The 16,696-nt window shown below is 73.9% G+C and carries 15 protein-coding genes; 6 read left to right on the forward strand and 9 right to left on the reverse strand.

Annotation, left to right across the window (positions count from 1 at the left end; translation table 11 throughout):
- Nucleotides 1-14: 14 nt before the first annotated feature.
- Nucleotides 15-614 carry a TetR family transcriptional regulator gene (locus OVA14_RS12570; protein ID WP_267504171.1) on the reverse strand — a complete coding sequence of 200 codons (600 nt, stop codon included), beginning with the start codon at nucleotides 612-614 and terminating at the stop codon, nucleotides 15-17.
- An 81-nt stretch (nucleotides 615-695) separates the two neighbouring features.
- Here OVA14_RS12570 and OVA14_RS12575 point away from each other — a divergent pair, with 81 nt between their 5' ends.
- The 4 genes from OVA14_RS12575 (at nucleotide 696) to OVA14_RS12590 (ending at nucleotide 5,304) form a co-directional block, all read left to right on the forward strand.
- The gene (locus OVA14_RS12575) at nucleotides 696-2,039 is read left to right on the forward strand and encodes an MFS transporter (RefSeq protein WP_267504172.1); all 1,344 of its coding nucleotides are present in this window, start codon (nucleotides 696-698) and stop codon (nucleotides 2,037-2,039) included.
- A gap of 141 nt (nucleotides 2,040-2,180) precedes the next feature.
- Complete coding sequence (locus tag OVA14_RS12580) at nucleotides 2,181-2,519, forward strand: hypothetical protein (protein WP_267504173.1); 339 nt, start codon at nucleotides 2,181-2,183, stop codon at nucleotides 2,517-2,519.
- Nucleotides 2,516-5,074, forward strand: a complete 2,559-nt coding sequence (gene valS, locus OVA14_RS12585) for a valine--tRNA ligase (RefSeq protein WP_267504174.1) — start codon at nucleotides 2,516-2,518, stop codon at nucleotides 5,072-5,074. Before OVA14_RS12580 ends, valS begins: the two co-directional genes overlap by 4 nt.
- Nucleotides 5,074-5,304 carry a hypothetical protein gene (locus OVA14_RS12590; protein WP_267504175.1) on the forward strand — a complete coding sequence of 77 codons (231 nt, stop codon included), beginning with the start codon at nucleotides 5,074-5,076 and terminating at the stop codon, nucleotides 5,302-5,304. The genes valS and OVA14_RS12590 overlap by 1 nt, the downstream gene beginning before the upstream one ends.
- Nucleotides 5,305-5,560: 256 nt before the next feature.
- On the opposite strand, the gene OVA14_RS12595 is transcribed toward OVA14_RS12590, so the two are convergent.
- Together OVA14_RS12595 and OVA14_RS12600 are read right to left on the reverse strand one after the other, a co-directional pair.
- On the reverse strand, nucleotides 5,561-6,178 hold the full coding sequence (locus OVA14_RS12595) for an ArsR/SmtB family transcription factor (protein WP_267504176.1): 618 nt from the start codon (nucleotides 6,176-6,178) through the stop codon (nucleotides 5,561-5,563).
- A gap of 92 nt (nucleotides 6,179-6,270) precedes the next feature.
- Entirely contained in the window at nucleotides 6,271-7,065 is a 795-nt protein-coding gene (locus OVA14_RS12600; protein WP_267504177.1) for a methyltransferase domain-containing protein, read from the reverse strand.
- Nucleotides 7,066-7,150: 85 nt separating this feature from the next.
- On the opposite strand from OVA14_RS12600, the gene OVA14_RS12605 reads away from it, so the two are divergent.
- Nucleotides 7,151-9,190 (forward strand): M3 family metallopeptidase, encoded by a 2,040-nt coding sequence (locus tag OVA14_RS12605; RefSeq protein ID WP_267504178.1) that lies wholly within the window; start codon nucleotides 7,151-7,153, stop codon nucleotides 9,188-9,190.
- A gap of 48 nt (nucleotides 9,191-9,238) precedes the next feature.
- Here OVA14_RS12605 and OVA14_RS12610 read toward each other — a convergent pair whose 3' ends face one another.
- From OVA14_RS12610 to clpX, 4 genes are all read right to left on the reverse strand, one after another.
- Nucleotides 9,239-11,269, reverse strand: a complete 2,031-nt coding sequence (locus OVA14_RS12610; RefSeq protein ID WP_267504179.1) for an iron ABC transporter permease — start codon at nucleotides 11,267-11,269, stop codon at nucleotides 9,239-9,241.
- The gene (locus tag OVA14_RS12615) at nucleotides 11,266-12,255 is read right to left on the reverse strand and encodes an iron-siderophore ABC transporter substrate-binding protein (RefSeq protein WP_267504180.1); all 990 of its coding nucleotides are present in this window, start codon (nucleotides 12,253-12,255) and stop codon (nucleotides 11,266-11,268) included. Before OVA14_RS12615 ends, OVA14_RS12610 begins: the two co-directional genes overlap by 4 nt.
- Before the next feature lie 59 nt (nucleotides 12,256-12,314).
- Nucleotides 12,315-13,130: an ABC transporter ATP-binding protein gene (locus OVA14_RS12620; RefSeq protein ID WP_267504181.1), complete on the reverse strand. Its 816-nt coding sequence runs from the start codon at nucleotides 13,128-13,130 to the stop codon at nucleotides 12,315-12,317.
- 69 nt (nucleotides 13,131-13,199) lie between these two features.
- Nucleotides 13,200-14,477, reverse strand: a complete 1,278-nt coding sequence (clpX, locus tag OVA14_RS12625; protein ID WP_267504182.1) for an ATP-dependent Clp protease ATP-binding subunit ClpX — start codon at nucleotides 14,475-14,477, stop codon at nucleotides 13,200-13,202.
- A gap of 119 nt (nucleotides 14,478-14,596) precedes the next feature.
- Between clpX and OVA14_RS12630 the strand changes: the two genes are divergently transcribed.
- A complete protein-coding gene (locus tag OVA14_RS12630; RefSeq protein ID WP_267504183.1) occupies nucleotides 14,597-15,220 on the forward strand; it encodes a copper resistance CopC family protein in 624 nt (207 codons plus the stop codon).
- 76 nt (nucleotides 15,221-15,296) lie between these two features.
- Here the strand turns inward: OVA14_RS12630 and OVA14_RS12635 are convergent, their stop codons facing one another.
- Both OVA14_RS12635 and OVA14_RS12640 read right to left on the reverse strand, forming a co-directional pair.
- The gene (locus tag OVA14_RS12635) at nucleotides 15,297-15,962 is read right to left on the reverse strand and encodes an ATP-dependent Clp protease proteolytic subunit (RefSeq protein ID WP_267504184.1); all 666 of its coding nucleotides are present in this window, start codon (nucleotides 15,960-15,962) and stop codon (nucleotides 15,297-15,299) included.
- Nucleotides 15,962-16,573, reverse strand: a complete 612-nt coding sequence (locus OVA14_RS12640; protein WP_267504185.1) for an ATP-dependent Clp protease proteolytic subunit — start codon at nucleotides 16,571-16,573, stop codon at nucleotides 15,962-15,964. Before OVA14_RS12640 ends, OVA14_RS12635 begins: the two co-directional genes overlap by 1 nt.
- Between the last annotated feature and the right edge of the window lie 123 nt (nucleotides 16,574-16,696).

A 16,696-nucleotide genomic window follows, 5' to 3' on the forward strand; every position in this document is an offset into this window, starting at 1 on the left:
CGGCCGACGGCCGGTCAGGCCGCCGCGAAGGGCCCGAGGGCGGCGCGCACCGCATCGTCGGCGAGCCCGCGATCCGGCGCGGCGGCCCAGGCGACGACCGCGGCGGCCGCGGCGGCCACGAGCGCCACGGGCGCCACGGCCGCGCCCGCCGACTCCGGCAGCGCGTCGCGCTCGAGCGCGAGCCGCAGCGCCGCGCGCGCGACGAGCGGCTGGAGCCTCGCGGGCGCCGCATCGCGGAGCGCCTCGGCGGCGCCCATCGCGACCGCGTCGCGCAGCGCGGCGGGCGGGGCGGCGCCCCAGGGCGCGACCGCGTCCGCGAGCGCCGCGGCGAGCGCGCGGACGGCGTCGCCGGGCGCCGCGTCGAGCGCCTCGCCCGCGCGCGCGATGGCCGCGTCGAGCTCGGCCCACAGCGCGTCGGCCTTCGAGCCGCAGTAGGCGAAGAAGGTGCCGCGCGAGACGCCGGCGCGGCGGGCGATCTCGTCGACGCTCACGGCCTCGAAGCCGCGCTCGAGGAAGAGCTCGAGGGCCGCCTCGTGGATCGTCGCGGCGCTCGACGCGCGCGGCCTGCCCGGCCCGCGGGCTCCCGCGGCCCTCGGGGCGCTCGACGATGCCATGGGAATCCTTCCTGCGGGGCTATTGTTGCACCCGGTATCGCAAACCCGGCCGCCGTGGGCGGCCCACTCCAGGAGCCTCCCGTGACCACCACCATGCCCGCGCAGCCGCGCACGAGCACCCGACGCGTCGCGGCAGCCGCCACCGTCGGCACCGCGCTCGAATCGTACGACTTCTACACGTACTCCTACTTCGCCGCGTTCTTCGCCGGCCCGTTCTTCTTCAGCGCCCTGGGCGAGACGGGCGCGCTCCTCGCGTCCTTCGCGACCATCGGCATCGCCTTCGTCGTGCGCCCTATCGGCGCCGTGCTCTTCGGCCACCTCGGCGACCGCATCGGCCGCCGCCGCACGCTCCTCATCACGATCGCGCTCATGGGCGTCGCGACAGGGCTCGTGGGCCTGCTGCCGACGGGCCAGGAGTGGGTCGCGCTCAGCGCCGTCGTGCTCGTGCTGCTGCGCATCGCGCAGGGCCTCTCGCTCGGCGGCGAGTGGGGCGGCGCCGTGCTGCTCGCGACCGAGCACGCCGACGCGCGCCGCCGGCCGTTCTTCGCCTCGCTGCCGCAGCTGGGCTCCCCCATCGGCTCGGTCGCCGCGGGCGGCCTGATGCTCGCGATGTTCTTCGGCCTCGGCCCGGAGGCGATGGCCGCGTGGGGCTGGCGCGTGCCGTTCCTGCTCGCCATCCCGCTCATCGCGGTCTCGCTGTACCTGCGCTGGTCGATCGACGAGACGCCCGTGTTCCGGGAGATCGCCGCCAAGGGCGAGCGCTCGCGCATGCCCGTGCTCGACGCGATCCGCTCGCAGCCGACCGCGTTCGGCGTGGCGATCCTCGTCGCGCTGCTCGGCATCGGCTCCTACTCGCTCATGAACACCTACACGATGGGCTACGGCGTCACGCGGCTCGGCTTCGACGAGATGCAGCTGCTCACCGCCGCCACGATCGGCGGCCTGCTGCAGTTCGTCGCCGTGCCCGCGTTCGGCTGGCTCGCCACGCGCATCGGCTCGGCGCGGGTCGTCGCGCTCGGCGCCGTCGGCACGCTGCTCATCGCGTTCCCCATCTACTGGCTGCTCGGCTCGGCGACCTTCGCGGTGCTCGTGGCGCTCATGGTCGTCGGAGGCATCCTGCCGACCGCGTCGTGGGCGGCGCTCGGCGGCACGATGCAGGAGCTCTTCCGCGGACGCCACGCCTACTCGGCGCTCTCGGTCGCGTACGCGATCGCCGCGGTCGTCTCGGGCTTCATCCCGACGGTCACCGAGGCGCTCGGCACCGCGACCGACGGCGCCTGGTGGCACCCCGGCCTCGTGCTCGCCGTGCTCTCGGCGCTCACCCTCGTGGGCGCGATCGCCGCGGGCCGGATGCGCCGCCTCGGCGACGAGGACGCCGACGCCGCACAGGCGGCCGAGCCCGAGACGGTCCCCCAGCCCGCCTGACCCCACCCTCCTCGTCTCCTGCATCGCAGGCTCAGCGGCGAGCGGGCGCGATGGTCGCGCCTGCTCGCCGCTGAGCCTGCGAAGGGGGAACGGGGTGCCGGGTTCGGTCGGGGGCCGGGCGCGGCAGGTACCGTGAGCGGCATGGCGCGACGACCGAACCCCATGCCGATCTGGCTGCCCGTCGTGGCGGCGCTCTGCTTCGGCGCCGCCGCGCTGCTGCAGGAGGACGCGCTCAGCCGCACGCTGCTCGGCATCGCCGCGGCGCTCTTCCTCGTCACCGCGGCGCTGCAGGCTCGCGATGCGCCGCTCGCGCGGCTCGCGCCGCTGACCGCGCGCGCGGCGGCGCCCGGCGGCGGCGCCCGAGCCCGTCGGGCCGGCGCCGATCGGCCTAGACTGGCCTGCACGACAACCAGGCATCAGCCGGACGGACCGGCGCAGACACGATGCCGCGCACACGGAGCAGGGAGCGAGACGCCATGAGCGCCATGCCGGAGAAGCCCGCCCTCGAGGGGCTCGAGGAGAAGTGGGGCACCCGCTGGGAGGAGACCGGCACCTACCGGTTCGACGCCGCAGGGCGCACCCGCGACGAGATCTACTCGATCGACACCCCGCCGCCCACCGCCTCCGGCTCCCTCCACGTCGGCCACGTGTTCTCCTACACGCACACCGACGTCGTCGCGCGCTTCCAGCGCATGCGCGGCAAGCACGTCTTCTACCCGATGGGCTGGGACGACAACGGCCTCCCCACCGAGCGCCGCGTGCAGAACTACTACGGCGTGCGCGTCGACCCGACGCTGCCCTACGACCCGGCCTTCACGCCCCCGCAGGAGGGCGGCGACGGCAAGAGCGCGAAGGCGGCCGACCAGCTGCCCATCTCGCGCCGCAACTTCATCGAGCTCTGCGAGCGCCTCACCGAGGAGGACGAGGAGAAGTTCGAGCACCTGTGGCGCACGCTCGGCCTCTCGGTCGACTGGTCGCAGACCTACCGCACGATCTCGGACGACGCGCGCCGCACCTCGCAGCTCGCGTTCCTGCGCAACCTCGAGCGCGGCGAGGCCTACCAGGCCGATGCCCCCACGCTCTGGGACGTCACCTTCCGCACCGCCGTCGCCCAGGCGGAGCTCGAGGACCGCGAGCAGCCGGGCGCCTACAGCACCCTGCTCTTCTCGAGCCAGGACGGCGACCTGCGCATCGACACGACGCGCCCGGAGCTCCTGCCCTCATGCGTCGCCGTGGTCGCGCACCCCGACGACGAGCGCTACCGCCACCTGTTCGGCACGACCGTGACGACGCCGGTCTTCGGCGTCGAGGTGCCCTTCGTGGCGCACGAGCTCGCCCAGCCCGACAAGGGCACGGGCGTCGCGATGATCTGCACCTTCGGCGACGTCACCGACGTCACCTGGTGGCGCGAGCTCGACCTGCCGAACCGCTCGGTGATCGGCTTCGACGGCCGCTTCCAGGCGGAGGCCCCCGAGGCGCTCGCGAGCGAGGCCGCGCAGGCCGCCTACGCCGAGCTCGCCGGCAAGACGGTGTTCAGCGCCAAGAAGGCCATGCTCGAGCTCCTGGAGGCCGCCGGACGCCTCGTGGGCGAGCAGCGCGCCATCACGCACCCCGTGAAGTTCTTCGAGAAGGGCGACAAGCCGCTCGAGATCGTCTCGACCCGCCAGTGGTACGTCCGCAACGGCGGCCGCGACCAGGCGCTCCGCGAGCGGCTCGTCGCGCTCGGCCGGCAGGTGGAGTGGCACCCCGAGCACATGCGCACGCGCTACGAGAACTGGGTGAACGGCCTCAACGGCGACTGGCTCATCTCACGCCAGCGCTTCTTCGGCGTGCCGATCCCCGTCTGGTACGCGCTCGACGAGGAGGGCCTGCCCGACCACTCCCGCGTGCTGCTGCCGCGCCACGAGCAGCTGCCGCTCGACCCCTCGAGCGACGTGCCCGACGGCTACGACGAGTCGCAGCGCGGCGCGCCGGGCGGCTTCGCGGGCGAGGTCGACGTCATGGACACCTGGGCGACCTCGTCGCTCACCCCGCAGCTGGCGGGCCGGTGGGCCGACGGCCAGGACCTGTGGTCGCTGCTGACGCCCTTCGACCTGCGCCCCCAGGGCCAGGACATCATCCGCACCTGGCTCTTCTCGACGATGCTGCGCTCGGCCTTCGAGGACGACCGCGCGCCGTGGGCGCACGCGGGCATCTCGGGCTGGATCCTCGACCCCGACCGCAAGAAGATGTCGAAGTCGAAGGGCAACGTCGTCACGCCGCAGGGCATGCTCGACGAGCACGGCTCGGACGGCGTGCGGTACTGGGCGGCCTCCTCGCGCCTCGGCGTCGATGCCACGCTCGACCCGCAGAACCCGAAGATGATCAAGATCGGGCGCCGCCTCGCGATGAAGGTGCTGAACGCAGCCCGCTTCGTGCTCTCGATGGAGGGCGCGCCGGGCGCGGTCACGCAGCGGCTCGACCAGGAGATGCTCGCCGAGCTCGCCGACGTCGTGCGCGTCGCGACCCGCTCCTTCGAGGCCTACGACCACGCGAAGGCGCTCGAGGCCACCGAGAGCTTCTTCTGGACCTTCTGCGACGACTACCTCGAGCTCGTCAAGGAGCGCGCCTACTCGGGCGAGCCCGAGGCGCGCGGCTCTGCGATCGCGGCGCTCCGCACGGCGATCGACGTGCAGCTGCGCCTGCTCGCGCCCTTCCTGCCGTTCGCCACGGAGGAGGTGTGGTCGTGGTCGCACGAGGGCTCGATCCACGTGGCTCCGTGGCCGACGGCCGACGAGCTGGGCGCCGAGCACGGCGCCACGGGCATGCTCGGCGCGGTGGGCCAGGCGCTCATCGGCATCCGCCGCGCGAAGACCGACGCGAAGGCGAGCCAGAAGACGCCCGTGGCATCCGCGGTCGTCGGCGTGCCCGCGGCGCTCCGCGAGCACCTCGAGGCCGCCTCCGACGACCTGCGCGCCGTCGGCCGCATCGCGAGCCTCCGCATCGAGGAGGCCGACGAGCTCGTGGTCCGCGACATCGTGCTCGCGGAGGCCTGATGCGGATCGGCACGCGCTGGCCCGTCGGCGGCGAGGCGCCCGCCTCGCTGCCGGTGGACATGCGGGCCGCCGTCGACGACGAGGAGCGCACGCTCGTCGAGCTCGGCGCCGACACCTCGGCGTGGCGCTGGACGCTCACGTGGCTCGAGGGGCTCCCGGTGGTCGAGCTCGACGACGGCACGACTATCCGGCTCGACGGCGACGACGTCGTCGTCACGCGCGAGGGCTGAGCCCGGACGACATGAGGCCCCCAGGCGCGATGCCTGGGGGCCTGCCTCCTTGCACAGAGGGGTCTGGGGGTCTCGTGACGGGTGCGGCTGCGCCGCGCCCTCCTCGAGCGACGAGCGTCAGCGCATCGAGCGCATGAGCAGCTGCGCCTCGGCGTACGTGTCGCGCACGACGGCGATGGGCATGGTCACGGGGTGCTCGGTCTTCGGCATGGGGTCCTCCTGGGTCGTGCCGGCGGGGCCGGCGGTCTGCGCCCGATCAGTCGATCGGGAAGGCGTGGAACTGGATCTGGATGCGGTGGGCGGTGGCGCCCTCCGCGGCGGGCGCCGCCTCCGCCTCGGCGAGCCGCTCGCGGATGAGCGCCTCGACGTCGCGGGTCAGGGTCCGCAGCTGCGCGGGGGTCAGGGATGCCGAGCGGGACGAGACGCGCGCCGCGTCGAGCGTGGGCTCGTCGTAGCGGTCCTCGCCGCCGACCACGAAGGCCGTGAGGAGCGCGCTGTCGTGCGCCGTCCACGCGCCGAGCACCGTCGCCGATGCCGCGCGGCCCTCGGGAGCCTCGGCGAGCTCCTTCGTCCACACCTCGACCTCGTCGATCGAGCGGCGCCACCAGCGCTCCCGCGCGGTGCCGCGGTCGACGTCCTCGGCGATGTAGCCCTTCGCCTCCAGCTGCCGCAGGTGGTAGCTGGTGGATCCCGTCGACTCCCCCAGCGCCGCCGCGAGCGAGGACGCGGTCTGCGGCCCACGGGTCGTGAGCACGTGCAGGATCCGCACCCGCAGCGGGTGCGCGAGGGCCTTGAGTGATTCGAGGTCGACGCTCGTCGGGAGCGGACCTGTGCTGGCCGCGCCGTCGGAGACGTCGACGGCGGCGTCGAGCATGCGTCCAGCATACTCTTTGCAAAGATCCCTTTGCAAGGCTTCTGCGCGTCGGAGACGGACCCCTCGCTGCGGCGTCGCGGCGAGGAGGCGGCTCAGCCGCGCGCGAGGATCCAGCCGTGCAGCATCGCCATCCAGCCGTCCTCGTCGTCGCGCCACGCGGCCCACGCGTCCGAGATCGCCTGGCGCTCGGCCGCGTCGGCGAGCCCGTGGCGCTCGGTGCCGTCGACGAAGGCCGAGCGCAGCGCGCGCTCCACCCACTGCCCGCCCCAGAACGCGCGGCCTGCCGCCGACTCGAAGCACCAGGTCTCGACGTCGGACTCGACGCTCGCGAAGCCCGCGGCGCGCGCCCACGCCTTCAGCCTCGCCCCGGCGTCGCCGTCGCCGCCGTTCGCCGCCTGCAGCGCCACCATGATCGAGCGCCAGCGCGCGAGCGGCGGCGTGAGCGGATGGATGGTCGTCGCCGAGTAGACGACGTCGCGCGCCGCGACGAGGTCGCCGATCCCGCGCCAGGCCGCGAGCGCCGCGACCGGGTCGCCCAGGTGCTGCAGCACCTGGTGCGCGTGCACGACGTCCCACCGCTCCCCCGGCGTCGGCGCGTACGCGTCGCCCACGCGGAACGACACGTTCCCGACGCCCGCGTGCGCCGCGGCGGCACGCGCCGCCTCCACCACCTCGGCGCTCGCGTCGATGCCGACGACGACGCCTGCGTCGCCGACGCGCCGCGCGAGGTCGATCGTGATCGAGCCGGGGCCGCAGCCGACGTCGAGGATCCGCATGCCCGGCGACAGGAGCGGCGAGAGGTAGGCGGCCGAGTTCGCGACGGTGCGGGCCGCATGCGCGGCGACGACGCTCGCGTGGTGGCCGTGGGAGTAGGTGGCCCCGGTCATGCGCGCAGTCTACGGCGGCGCGCGGTGCGCTCCCCGCGCGCCCTCGCGCCCAGGTGCGCCTCGGGCCGCGGCCTAGGGTGGTGCCATGACCAACCCCTTCCTCGCGCCGAGCGCGCTCCCGTACCAGCTCCCGCCCTTCGCCGACATCCGCGACGAGCACTACGAGGAGGCCCTCGAGGCCGGCTTCGCGGAGCAGGCCGAGGAGCTGCGCGCCATCGTCGAGCAGGAGGCAGCGCCGACGTTCGAGAACACGATCGAGCCGCTCGAGCGCAGCGGGCAGACGCTCTCGCGCGTCGCGCACGTCTTCTTCAGCATGACCTCCACCGACTCGACGCCCTTCCTCGAGGAGCTCGAGGAGCGCTACGCGCCGCGGTTCGCCGCGCACGAGGACTCGATCGTGCTCGACCCGCGGCTCTACGCGCGCGTCGCCGCGCTCCACGGCGCGCCCGAGGCCGCCTGGACCGACGAGCAGCGCTACCTCGTCGAGCGCCGGCACACCGAGATGACGGTCGCCGGCGCGGGCCTCGACGACGAGGCGCGCGAGCGGCTGAAGGCGCTCAACCAGCAGATCGCCACCCTCACGACCCGCTTCGACAAGCAGCTGCAGGCCGACACCAACGACCTCGCGGTCGTCGTCGACGACGTCGCCGAGCTCGACGGCCTCTCGGCGGGCGAGGTCGCGGCGGCCGAGCAGGCCGCCGCCGACCGCGGGCTCGAGGGCAAGCACCTCGTCACGCTGCCGCTGTTCTCGGGCCACCCGTGGCTCGCCTCGCTCACGAACCGCGACCTCCGCCGACGCATCATGGAGGCATCGCTCGCGCGCGGCACGCGCGGCAACGCGCACGACAACCGCGCGACGGTGCTCGAGCTCACGGCGCTGCGCGCCGAGCGCGCCGCGCTGCTCGGCTTCGCCACCCACGCGCACGCGATCACCGCCGATGAGACGGCCGGCGACCCCGAGCGCGTCATGGCGATGCTCACGCGCCTCGCGAAGCCCGCGGCGGCGAACGCTGCAGCGGAGGCCGCGGCGCTCCAGGCGCAGATCGACGCCGCGGGCGGCGGCTACGAGCTCGCCGCGTGGGACTGGGACTACTGGACCGAGAAGGAGCGCACCGCGCGCTACGACGTCGACACGGCGGCCCTCCGCCCCTACTTCGAGGCCGAGCGCGTGCTGCAGGACGGCGTCTTCCACGCCGCCACGCAGGTCTACGGCATCACCTTCGCCGAGCGCACGGACCTCGTCGGCTACCACCCGGACGTGCGCGTGTTCGAGGTGCGCGACGAGGACGGCTCGGAGGTGGGGCTCTACCTGCTCGACCTCTACACGCGCGACTCGAAGCGCGGCGGCGCGTGGATGAACCCGCTCATCCAGCAGAACCGCCTGCTCGGCCACCCCACGGTCGTCATGAACAACCTCAACGTGCCGAAGCCGCCCGCGGGTACCCCGACGCTGCTGACGTTCGACGAGACGAACACGCTGTTCCACGAGTTCGGCCACGCGCTCCACGGCCTGTTCGCGCAGGTGACGTACCCCTCGCTCGGCGGCACGAACGTGTTCCGCGACTTCGTCGAGTTCCCGAGCCAGGTGAACGAGATGTGGATGCTGTGGCCCGGCATCGTCGAGCACTACGCGCGCCACATCGAGACGGGCGAGCCGCTGCCCGCCGACGTCATCGAGCGCCTCCAGGCCTCCGAGTCGTTCAACCAGGGCCACGACACGAGCGAGTACCTCGCCGCGGCGCTGCTCGACCAGGCCTGGCACGCGCGCACGGCGGGCGACGAGGTCGCCGACGTCGCCGCCTTCGAGCGCGAGGCGCTCGAGCGCGTGGGCCTGCTGCTCGAGACGGTGCCGACGCGCTACTCGACGGGCTACTTCCAGCACGTCTTCTCGGGCGGCTACTCCGCCGGCTACTACTCCTACATCTGGTCGGAGGTCATGGACGCCGACACGGTCGAGTGGTTCAAGCAGCAGCCCTCGATCCGCGAGGCGGGCCAGCGCTTCCGGGAGCGCCTGCTCGGGGTCGGCGGCTCGAAGGACCCGCTGGCGGCGTACCGCGACTTCCGCGGCCAGGACGCCGAGCTCCAGCCGCTGCTCGAGCGCCGCGGCCTCGCCGACGCACGGTAGGCGACGGTCGTTCGAGGGCCCCGGGGCGCTGCCCCGGGGCCCTCGTCGTCAGCGGGCGCGGCCCGCCTGCCGCACGAGCCAGATGAAGTACGGGATGCCGACGAGCGCCGTCATGATGCCCGCGGGCAGCTGTGCCGGCGCGATGAGCGTGCGGCCCAGCGTGTCGGCGAGCAGCGTGAGCGTGCCGCCGAGCATCGCGGCGAGCGGCAGCAGCACCCGGTGCCGCGCGCCGACGATCGCGCGCGCCGCGTGCGGCGCGACGAGCCCCACGAAGGCGACCACGCCGATCGCGGCGACCGCGGTCGAGGTCAGCACGATCGCCAGCACGAGCGTCACCGCCTGCACCGGCTGCAGCCGGACCCCGAGCAGCCGCGGCGTCGACTCGTCGAGCTGCACGAGGTCGAGGTCGCGGTGCATCCAGACGAGCATCACGATCGCGACCGCGATGGCGATCGCGACCGGGATCGTGTCGTCGAGGTTCCGCCCGTAGGTGGAGCCCGCGAGCCACACGATCGCCTTCGCGCCGTTCCAGGGGTCAGTGACGACGATGAGCAGGCTCGTGATCGCGGCGGTCGCGGCCGAGAGCGCGAGGCCCGTGAGCACGAGCCGCAGCGTGCCGAGCCGGCGCACCCCGACGAGCAGGAGCACGGCGGCGCCGACGACCGCGCCGCCGAGCAGCGCGCCCGAGGCGATCGCCCAGGAGCCCGCCGCGCTCGCGATCGTGATGACGCTCACGGCGCCGACGCCCGCGCCGCCCGCGACGCCGAGCAGGTACGGCTCGGCGAGCGCGTTGCGCGCCACCGCCTGCACGAGCGCGCCCGCGAGCGCGAGCGCGATGCCCGCGAGCACGGCCGCGACCACCCGGGGCGTCCGGGTGTCGAGCGTCACCCGCACCGCATCGCCCGCCCGGCCCGCGAGCCAGTTGGCGACGTCGCCGAGCAGCAGCATCCGGTCGCCCAGCAGCACCGCCCCGATCGTGAGCGCCACGAGCACGACCGCCGCGATGGCGATCGGCGGCCAGCTGCGGCGCGCGAGCGTGCGCTCCCCGAGCACCGTCATGGTCTCGGTCTCGTCCGCGCCCGCGAGCGTGCGGGCGAGGACGACGATGCAGGCCGCGCCGATGAGGCTCGTGACGACGCCGGTCGGCACGTCGAGCGCGCCGATGCCGCCGAGCACCGCGCGCAGCAGCACGTCGGAGCCGACGACGAGCACGGCGCCCGTGAGCGCTGCGAGCGGGATCGCCGCGACGTGCCGCGTCGTGCCCCGCATGCGCGCGGTGATGAGCCGCACGACGATGGGTGCGGCGAGGCCCACGAAGCCGATCGGGCCGGCGATCGCGACCGCCGAGGCCGCGAGGGCGACGGAGGCGACGAGCGTGCCGACCCGGAGCCTGCCGACGGCGACGCCGAGCGCGGTCGCGGTGTCCTCGCCGAGCGCGAGCACGTCGAGCCTGCGGCCGAGCAGCAGCAGCGCCACGAGGCCGAGCAGCACGATCGGCGCGACCTGCGCGACCGTCTGCATGCCGTTCTGCGAGAGGCGTCCCACGCCCCACGCGAAGAGGCCGGAGGTCTCCTCCTGGTTGAGGATGATCGTGACAGTGACGACCGACTGCAGCGCGAGCGCGAGCGCCGTGCCGACGAGCACCATCTGCGTCGTCGAGCCGCGGCCGCGTCCGATCGCGACGACGACGAGCGCGGCCGCGAGGCCGCCGACGAACGCGAGGCCCGCGCCGCCGATGCCGGGCAGCGAGATGCCGAGCACGGCCGCGAGCGCGACCGCGAGGCCCGCGCCGCCGTTCACCGCGAGCGTGTCGGGCGAGGCGAGCGGGTTGCCCGTCAGGGTCTGCATCGCGTAGCCGGCCGCGCCGAGCGCGAGCCCGACCACGAGGGCCGCGGCGATGCGCGGCAGCCGCGAGTCGAGGATGATCGCCTCGTCGCCGCCGTGCCCGCCGAGCCAGGCGAGCAGCTCCTGCACCCCGAGCTGCGTCGTGCCCTGCGTGACGTGCCACGCCGAGAGCCCGACCAGCACGACGAGGAGGGCCGCGCCGAGCGCGAGCCCTCCCTGTCGCACCGAGGTCACGGCGTGGGCGCGAGCGCGTCCACGACGGCGTCGGCGTACGCCGCCATCGACTGGACGCCGCCGAACAGCCAGATGCCGTCGGGCAGGCGGTGCACGCGGCCGGCCTCGACCGCGGGCAGGCCGGTCCAGATCGCGTTGTCGGCGAGCTCCTGCGTGAAGACGTCGCGGTCGCCGACCGTCATGTAGACGATGTGCGCGTCGTCGGGCAGCGCCGTGAGGCCCTCGACGTCGGTCTGGCCGAGGCCGTACTGCGGGTCGCCCTCGCCCGACCAGGCGTTCTCGAAGCCGATCTCCTCGAAGATCGCGGGCAGCAGCGCGCCGTCGGCGTAGGGGCGGATCTCGACCTGGCCGCCGTTCTCGTAGCCGTCCATCTGCGCGAGCATCGTGCCGGTGAGGCCCGCATCCTCGACGCGCGCCGCGACCTCGTCGAGGTGCGCGCGGAAGTCGGTGATCGCCGTCTCGGCGGCGTCGGCGCGGCCCGTGGCCTCGCCGACCATGCGGAGGTCGCCCTCCATGGTGTCGATCGGGGCGCTCGCGTCGGCGGCGGCGAGCGCCATCACGGGCGCGATCGACTCGAGGTCGGCGAGGGCCTCCTCGCCGAAGCCCGCCACGCCGATGATGAGGTCGGGCGCGAGCGCCGCGATCGCGTCGACCGAGGGCTCGCCGCGGAGGCCCACGTCGGTGGGCTCGCCCTCGAGCGGCGCGCCGGTGCCCGACCAGTCGGCGTAGCCGGCGACGTCGGCGACGCCCACGGGCTCGATGCCGACGGTCTGGAGGTGCTCGACCACGACCCACTCGAGCGCGACGACGTCCTCGACGCCGGCGGGGATCTCGACCTCGACGCCGCGGGCGTCGGTGATCGTGACGGCCTCGCCCGCGGGCGCCGCGGACTCGGACTCGGCGGGCGCCTCGGTCGTGCCGCAGGCCGCGAGCGCGAGCGCGGTGACGACCGCGGCTCCGGCGAGCAGGGTTCGCTTGGTGGGCATGGGGGTTCCTTCCTGGGGCGTCCGGGCGCGACGGAGCGCTCGGACCTCGGAGCTGCGCGTCAGGCGACGCGCGAGACGACGGGCTCGCGGCGCCGCGTGCGCCGGGGCCGGATGCGGAGGCCGTCGGCCGCGGGCTCGACGACGACGTCGACCTCGTAGGCCTGGCTGAGCCGCTCGGGCGTGAGGACCTCCTCGGGGGTGCCGTCCGCGACGATGCGGCCGCCGACGAGGAGCACGACGCGGTCGGCGACCTCGGCCGCCTGCTCGAGGTCGTGGAGCACGATGCCCACGGCGACGCCCTGCGCGGCGAGGTCGTGCACGATCTCGAGGATCTCGAGCTGGTAGCGGAGGTCGAGGTAGGTCGTGGGCTCGTCGAGCAGCACGACGCCGGTCTCCTGCGCGAGGCAGGTCGCGAGCCACACGCGCTGGCGCTGGCCGCCGGAGAGCTGCGACACCGCGCGGTCGGCGAGCCCGTCGACGCCCGTCGCGGCCATGGCCCGGTCGATGGCGGCCTCGCCCTCGGCGTCGGCCGCGCGGAAGCGGCCGCGGTGCGCGAAGCGCCCGTAGGCGACGACCTCGCGCACGGTGACGCCCGAGGGGTCGGGGTGGGACTGCGACAGCAGCGCGATGCGGCGGGCGAGCTCGCGCTCGCCGAGCCCCGCGGTCTCGGCGCCGTCGGCGAAGACGACCCGGCCGGAGGCGGGGCGGTGCAGCGCCGTCAGGCCCCGCAGCAGCGTCGACTTGCCCGAGCCGTTCGGCCCCACGAGGGCCGTGACCGAGCCCGGGGCCAGCGCGATCGACGCGCCGTGCACGACGCGCGTGCGGCCGTGGTCGAGGCTCACGTCGGTCGCGTGCAGCGCGAGGGTGGAGGTCACAGAGGTAAGGCTAGCCTTACCTACCTCCTCCGCGCAATCCGGGCGGACCGCCGCCCGACGGGGCGCAGCTCAGGCGGAGAGCTCCTGGATGTCGTCGGCGGTGAGGATGACGGGCGACTCGGCACCCGAGACCGACTCCTTCGTCACGATGACCCGCTCGACGCCCTCGCGCGAGGGCACCTCGAACATGACGGGCGCGAGCACCGTCTCGAGGATCGCGCGCAGGCCGCGAGCGCCGGTCTTCCGCTCGACCGCGAGGTCGGCGATCGCCTCGAGCGCCTCGTGCTCGAAGTCGAGCTTGACGCCGTCGATCTCGAAGATGCGCTGGTACTGCTTCACGAGCGCGTTGCGCGGCTCGGAGAGGATCTCGACGAGCGCGGGGCGATCGAGCGGCGAGACCGTGGCGATGACCGGCAGGCGGCCGATGAACTCGGGGATGAGGCCGAACTTGTGGAGGTCCTCGGGCAGCACGTCCTCGAAGACGTCGAGGTCGGGCTTCAGCGAGGCGATCGGGGCGCCGAAGCCGATGCCGCGCTTGCCCGCGCGGTTGGCCACGATGTCCTCGAGGCCCGCGAAGGCCCCGGCGACGATGAAGAGCACGTTCGAGGTGTCGATCTGGATGAACTCGGAGTTCGGGTGCTTGCGCCCGCCCTGGGGCGGCACCGACGCGACCGTGCCCTCGAGGATCTTCAGCAGCGCCTGCTGCACGCCCTCGCCCGAGACGTCGCGCGTGATCGAGGGGTTCTCGGCCTTCCGCGCGACCTTGTCGATCTCGTCGATGAAGATGATGCCGGTCTCGGCGCGCTTGACGTCGTAGTCGGCCGCCTGGATGAGCTTGAGGAGGATGTTCTCGACGTCCTCGCCCACGTAGCCGGCCTCCGTGAGGGCGGTCGCGTCGGCGACGGCGAAGGGCACGTTGAGCTGCTTCGCGAGGGTCGAGGCGAGGTACGACTTGCCGCAGCCCGTGGGCCCCACCATGAGGATGTTCGACTTCTGGATCTCGACGCCGTCGGCGGCGCGGTCGGCGGGCTCGAGCTGCTGGGCGGCCGCGATGCGCTTGTAGTGGTTGTACACGGCGACGGCGAGCGAGCGCTTGGCGCTCTCCTGCCCCACGACGTACTCCTCGAGGAAGTCGAAGATCTCGCGCGGCTTGGGCAGCGTGAAGCCCTCCTGCGGCGCGGCCTCGCCGGCCTCGGCCATCCGCTCCTCGATGATCTCGTTGCAGAGTTCGACGCACTCGTCGCAGATGTAGACCGCGGGACCCGCGATCAGCTGCTGCACCTGCTTCTGGCTCTTGCCGCAGAAGGAGCACTTGAGCAGGTCGCCGCTCTCCCCCAGTCGTGCCATGGCAGCCCTCCAGACCTCGAGGACGCGGGGTCGCGCCCGTGCGAAGAAGCCTAGACCGAGCCGCCGACAGGACGGGCGGGCACGCCGCGAGCCACAGGATCGCTCGATAGCCTGGCCTCATGCAGCTCGCCGTCGCGGCGGCCCTCGTCGCCGTCCTCCTCCCCGCCCACGCCTCCGTCATCGGCTCGACGCCCGCCGAGGGCGACGCGCTCGCCGCGCAGCCCGGCACCGTCAGCGTCACGATGAACGAGGAGATCCTCGACGTGCCCGGCGGCGGCTCGAACGCGCTCCAGGTCACCGACGCCTCCGGCGCCTTCTACGGCGACGGCTGCGCGAGCGTCGAGGGCGACACCGTCTCGATGCCGGTCGAGCTCGGCGCCCCGGGCGAGTACGAGCTCACCTACCAGGTCGTCTCGGCCGACGGGCACCCCGTCTCCGACACCATCGCCTTCACCTACGAGGGCGAGGCCGGGCCTGCGGGCCTCGCCGAGGCGCCCGTGTGCGGCGAGGCCGCGGCCACCGAGCCGGCGGAGGCGACCGAGACCGAGGCGGCGGCCGAGCCCGCTCCCCCGGGCGCGACCTCCGACGACGCGCCCGCGGCGACCGACGCCGCCGACCCCGCAGCGCAGGGCGCCGACGAGGGCGGCGCCTTCCCCTTCATCGCCGTCGGCGTGCTCGCGATGCTCGCGGTGCTCGCCCTCATCGCCTACACCGTCAACAAGGGCCGCCGCCGCGAGCGCTGAGCGCCCGCCCGCGCCCCGCGCGCACGACGGAGGCCCGCACCCCCGAGGGGATGCGGGCCTCCGTCGTCGTCGCGGCTCAGCCGAGCAGCTGCGGCGCCGACTTGCGGCTCGAGAGCACCTGGTCGATGAGGCCGTAGTCGAGGGCCTCCTGCGCCGAGAGGAAGGTGTCGCGCTCGATGTCCTTCGACACCTGCTCGACCCCCTTCTTCGAGTGGTTCGACAGCGTCTGCTCGAGCCACTCGCGCATCCGCAGCACCTCGCGCGCCTGGATCTCGATGTCCGAGGCCTGGCCGCGCGCGGCGTCCGAGGTCGCCGGCTGGTGGATGAGGATGCGCGCGTTCGGCAGCGCGAGGCGCTTGCCGGGCTCGCCCGCCGCGAGCAGCACCGCAGCGGCCGAGGCCGCCTGGCCGAGGCACACGGTCTGCACCGCGGGACGGATGTACTGCATCGTGTCGTAGATCGCCGTCATGGCCGTGAACGAGCCGCCGGGCGAGTTGATGTACATGACGATGTCGCGGTCCGGATCCTGGCTCTCGAGCACGAGGAGCTGGGCCATGATGTCGTCCGCCGAGGCGTCGTCCACCTGCACGCCGAGGAAGATGATGCGGTCCTCGAAGAGCTTCGCGTACGGGTCCTGGCGCTTGAAGCCGTAGGCCGTGCGCTCCTCGAAGCTCGGCAGGATGTAGCGCGAGCCGGGCATCTGCAGGGCGCTGCCGCCCGCCTGGAACGTGGGGGTCTCCATCAGTGCTGCTCCTCGCCTGCCGTGCCGTCCTGGTCCGTGCCGCCGCCGCCCGTCACGTCGGTCGCCGACTCGCGGACGTGGTCGACGAAGCCGTACTCGAGCGCCTCCTGCGCCGTGAACCAGCGGTCGCGGTCGCCGTCGGCGTTCACCTGCTCGACCGACTTGCCGGTGCGGGAGGCCGTGATCTCGGCGAGGCGCTTCTTCATGTCGAGGATGAGCTGCGCCTGCGTCTGGATGTCGCTCGACGTGCCGCCGAAGCCGCCGTGGGGCTGGTGCAGCAGCACGCGCGCGTTCGGCGTGATGTAGCGCTTGCCCTCGGTGCCCGCGGTCAGCAGGAGCTGGCCCATCGAGGCCGCCATGCCGATGCCGACGGTGACGATGTCGTTCGGCACGAACTGCATCGTGTCATAGATCGCCATGCCGGCCGTGATCGAGCCGCCGGGCGAGTTGATGTAGAGGTAGATGTCCTTGTTCGGGTCCTCGGCGGCGAGCAGGAGGATCTTGGCGCAGATCTCGTTCGCGTTCTCGTCGCGGACCTCCTCGCCGAGCCAGATGATGCGATCGCGCAGGAGCCGGTCGAAGACCGACGGCGCGAAGACGGGTTCAGCCACTGGTGGCCTCCTTCTCTCGGTTCGTCCCGAGCCTATGCGAGCGCGAGGGCCGCCCGCGGCGCTGTTCGCCGCAGGCGGAGGCCCGCGTCGCGGTCGCCCCGCGGGCCCTGCGCGGGCTCGCGC

Origin of the sequence: Agrococcus sp. SL85, from assembly GCF_026625845.1 — a bacterium.
Classification (GTDB): domain Bacteria; phylum Actinomycetota; class Actinomycetes; order Actinomycetales; family Microbacteriaceae; genus Agrococcus.